Below are 4,325 nucleotides of genomic sequence, written 5' to 3' on the forward strand. Positions count from 1 at the left end.
CGAGGCCAAGCAGATATTCGGCGAGATACGCGCCGTCCTGCCCGGTCACGCCGGTGATCAGCGCCACGCGCCGCTTTGAATCCTGAGCCGCCATGGTCTCTATTGGTTGCGCCGTAAAGAGCCCCCCTTAAGAACGCCAGTTGCGAAGCGGCTGCGAGAGATCTAGATGCTCAAGCGCGCTACACCCGCAACTAGAGGAAAGCGATCGTCAGCTCCGATCATACACATCATATATCCATGCACACTATATACATTGATTTATTCCGATCCGGCAGTTGCTCTATCCCAATATTACAATCATTCGGACCTGGCTTATCGTGGCCGGATAAAGCGACGTGCTGAGGTTAGCCAGTTGCAAGTTAGGAGATCGGCATTGCATTGATAGAATCGCAGCATGCAGGCCGACACCCAGCCACAGCCTGTGCATAGATATCGCAGCCCACAATGCGTACCGCTCACTCAACCTCCAACAGAACACTCAGCCTAGGGCGCAGCAAGCTCATCGACCATATCGATGACATCGCTTCTGCTGGTGCAGGAAATACGGGGAGCTTGCAAACACTTGTATAGTTCTTCGAACGTTTCGATATCGAAAGTTTACCTTCGTACAATCGAGCTATCGATATTGATCGTTTAGTCTGATCTCGACAAGCGGAGCATGCATCTGTCCGAGTATCGCATGTTCGCCTGAACGAGCGCGACAAACATTTCCAGTAACAAATGGCAACACACGCTAGAGCAGCCCCGCAACCACGTCGACAGCAGGCCATTCGGAAGCCGCGGCTTCGCGAACTTGGGCTGCATTGATCAGCATGTGTGGAATTGTCGGCATCCTGGGGCGTGGTCCGGTCGTTGGACAGTTGGTCGCTTCGCTCGAGCGGTTGGAGTATCGTGGCTACGACTCCGCAGGCGTTGCGACGCTCGAAGGTCTCCGTATCGAGCGGCGGCGCGCTGAAGGCAAATTGAGAAATCTTGCCGAGCGGCTACACCGGCATCCGCTATCGGGTCATATCGGCATTGGTCACACCCGATGGGCGACTCATGGAAGGCCTACCGAAAGAAATGCCCATCCGCATGCGACGGAAAATGTCGCGGTCGTTCATAATGGGATCATCGAGAATTTCCGCGAGCTGAGAGCCGAACTGGGACAGAATGGAGCTCATTTCAGCTCAGAGACCGACACCGAGGTGGTGGCGCATCTCGTTGAATCCTATCTCATGAATGGCTACTCGCCACAGCATGCGGTGCAGGCGTCGCTGCCGCGGCTGCACGGAGCCTTCGCGCTGGTATTCCTGTTCAAAGGCCACGACGATCTTTTGATCGGTGCGCGCAAGGGATCACCCCTTGCGATTGGGCATGGCAATGGCGAAATGTATCTAGGATCGGACGCGATCGCGCTCGCACCCTTGACCGATTCCATTACTTATCTTGAAGATGGCGACTGGGCCGTGCTTACCCGCTCGATTTGTATGATCTACGACGCGGACGGCACTATCGTCCACCGGGAAACATCAAAGTCAGGCGCGTCGTCACTCCTGGTAGATAAAGCGAATTACCGCCACTTCATGGCTAAGGAAATCCACGAGCAGCCGATGGTGGCCGGGCAGACATTGGCTCATTATGTCGATATCGGCGCCGAGCGCGTCGCCCTGCCGCTCAAACTACCGTTCAACTTCAATTCGATTCAGCGAATCTCGATTACGGCCTGCGGCACGGCAAGCTATGCCGGTCACATCGCCAAATACTGGTTCGAGCGGTTAGCACGCCTGCCGGTCGAAATCGATGTGGCATCCGAGTTCCGTTACAGGGAGGCGCCTTTGCGCAAGGGCGATCTCGCGATCGTCATCTCGCAGTCGGGGGAGACTGCCGACACACTGGCTGCGCTGCGTTACGCCAAGAGCCAGGGTCTGCACACGATATCTGTAGTCAACGTCCAGACCTCGACGATTGCGCGTGAGAGCGAATCCGTGCTGCCGACGCTGGCGGGACCGGAAATCGGCGTCGCCTCCACCAAGGCGTTCATCTGTCAGCTAGTGGTAATGGCGGCGCTTGCCCTGGCAGCAGGCAAAGAGCGCGGTAAACTGCACGAGATCGATGAATCGAAGCTTGTCGGCGAGCTTATCGAAGTGCCGCGGCTGATTGCTGCGGCGCTGTTGATCGAGCCGCAGATCGAGAAACTCGCGCGTCATGTCGCCAAGTCGAGCGATGTGCTCTATCTCGGCCGCGGCACATCGGCCCCCCTGGCACTGGAGGGTGCGCTCAAGCTGAAGGAAATCTCGTATATCCATTCAGAAGGCTACGCCGCTGGCGAGCTCAAGCACGGACCGATTGCATTGATTGATGAGACGGTGCCCGTGGTGGTGATCGCGCCATACGACGCGGTCTTCGGGAAAACTGTCTCGAACATGCAAGAAGTCGCGGCTCGAGGCGGCAACATCATCTTGATCACTGATGCGAAGGGCGCTTCGGAAGCGACGGTGGACACGCTCATGACCATTGTGATGCCGGACATGGGTGGAAGCTTTACGCCCATGGTTTATGCCATCCCGGTTCAGCTTTTAGCCTATCATACTGCCGTCGTTATGGGGACGGATGTGGATCAGCCGCGCAATTTAGCAAAATCGGTCACCGTCGAATAGCCGGCTCCGGCAATGTCGAGGTGCTTCTCCGTTGTCTAGCCATCAGGCTGCGGTGGCTGCCCCATCTGGTGGATTCAAAATCCGGAAAGGCTGTAGTCTCGCGCCGATCCATGGTTGGTGGATACTTGGTTGTCGCGAATTCTGGTAACTGTTAGCAGGCCGCGCGCTCCCCCGGACTTATCGAGACTGCGATCTGGGCATACGTCTAGCATGGCGCGCGGCATCAGAAGGAGAGCGTTCGACGGCTGATTCAATAGGAGAACTATCGATCGAACCCGCTCCTGATAGGCTGACATTGCGAGCCATGCTCGTAGCCTCACCAATCCCGGCAACGCCAATGCGACGTGCATTGGTGCCGCTTTAGGAAAGCTTGCCGAAAGGATGGGAGGGCATTCACGGTCTCGCGTCAGGTTTTGGTAAGGCAGTCAGCCTATCAACTCCGCCGAGTTTAACAAGCCTGAACCAAATGCGGAAGTGTATGCCCGCTGGGAGCACCAATCGCCATGTATAATCGGATCAATGGCTTGTCCACTTCCAATCCTCACGCTTTGTCGAAGCTGACGAGCAAGGGGATGCAAACAGCTTCGCGGATGCGTTCGCCAATATGCGCTTGGCTGCGCCAGGCCCCAGTGGCAGCTCATCGTCGGCAGCAAGACCGTATTCGCTCGTTCAAAACCCTCCTGTGGTGGAGATCAATAGGTCGTCGTTCAGAAAGGCAGCTCAGACCTATCACGGCGAAAAGATCAAGTACATCGCCGACAACCCGCAAGAGTACTCAGATTTCGTGTCCGCAAGAGCAGGGCGAACTGCGGAAATTGCTGAGGACTATGGAACAACTCGAGATTCCGATAATGCGCGATACTTCAGCTACCAATTAGGAAACAAGAGTGTCGGGCTTCTAAGAATGGAAGGCGGCGACAGCATGACAGAGTTCGACGTCAAGCGATGGCGGGAGCTGTTTCCTGGGCGAACGGGGACTACCTCGAGTGTAGATCTTCAGGTCGTTCATCCGCTTGTCGAGAACGCTGGCGATATTCTGCTCGAGCATCAACTTCGAATGGACGGCTAAAGGCCGTTGCTCAATTTGCGTCCGGCTAATCCAGAAGCAAGAGCCCGTGGGGAGAAGTTGGGGTTTGTCGAGGTTGACGCCGACAATATGGTTCTCGACCCAGAGATGTCAGAAAATTGGATAAGAACAGTGATGGTGAATGGCAGCGAAAAGGCGCTGCCGCGCGATATCTTTCCGAAATTGGCAACTGTGAGAACGGTGATACCGAGATCGCAGAAGGCTCCGCGACATACGATTGCGAGGATGATTTTATGTGACTAGAGTATAGTCGCCCGTTAAGAAGCTTCCAGGCGACTGATCTGGAATCGTAATTTGGCTGGAATGACGTTCTGAGATTGCAAGGTTTTGGTGTTTTGTGCATCGGAAGCTTGCAATTTCGTTTTCGAGATTCCCTCGACGGGCGAAGCATGATTCCCTGTCCGCATCGGAGGGCACGATGCGGCCGAAGAAGCACAAAACGACGGGAGCGAACGATTTTTTCCGGGCGCGGCTCGACCAGATCATCAATCTGAAGCACGAGCTGGTCCGGCTCACCGGCAAGATCGATTGGGACTGGATCGACGGCGAGATCGCGCCGCTCTACAGCGAGAACGGCCGGCCGGGGATTGAGACCCGCT

General features: G+C 55.8%; 2 protein-coding genes and 1 pseudogene. All 3 read left to right on the top strand.

Annotation, left to right across the window (positions count from 1 at the left end; translation table 11 throughout):
- The first annotated feature begins 812 nt into the window (after nucleotides 1-812).
- Nucleotides 813-2,639 (top strand): glutamine--fructose-6-phosphate transaminase (isomerizing), encoded by a 1,827-nt coding sequence (gene glmS / locus K359_RS0147145; protein WP_029085165.1) that lies wholly within the window; start codon nucleotides 813-815, stop codon nucleotides 2,637-2,639.
- Nucleotides 2,640-3,243: 604 nt separating this feature from the next.
- Nucleotides 3,244-3,708 (top strand): hypothetical protein, encoded by a 465-nt coding sequence (locus K359_RS62780; protein WP_275949211.1) that lies wholly within the window; start codon nucleotides 3,244-3,246, stop codon nucleotides 3,706-3,708.
- Nucleotides 3,709-4,144: 436 nt separating this feature from the next.
- Nucleotides 4,145-4,325 (top strand): annotated as a pseudogene (locus K359_RS56400) (IS5/IS1182 family transposase); the annotation flags it as partial.

Source organism: Bradyrhizobium sp. th-b2 (genome assembly GCF_000426785.1).
Classification (GTDB): Bacteria; Pseudomonadota; Alphaproteobacteria; order Rhizobiales; family Xanthobacteraceae; genus Bradyrhizobium; species Bradyrhizobium septentrionale.

Excerpts from the sequence above, each read along its gene's own strand:
- glmS (WP_029085165.1), top strand. The coding sequence starts at position 813 with ATGTGTGGAATTGTCGGCATCCTGGGGCGTGGTCCGGTCGTTGGACAG.
- K359_RS62780 (WP_275949211.1), top strand. The coding sequence starts at position 3,244 with ATGCGCTTGGCTGCGCCAGGCCCCAGTGGCAGCTCATCGTCGGCAGCA.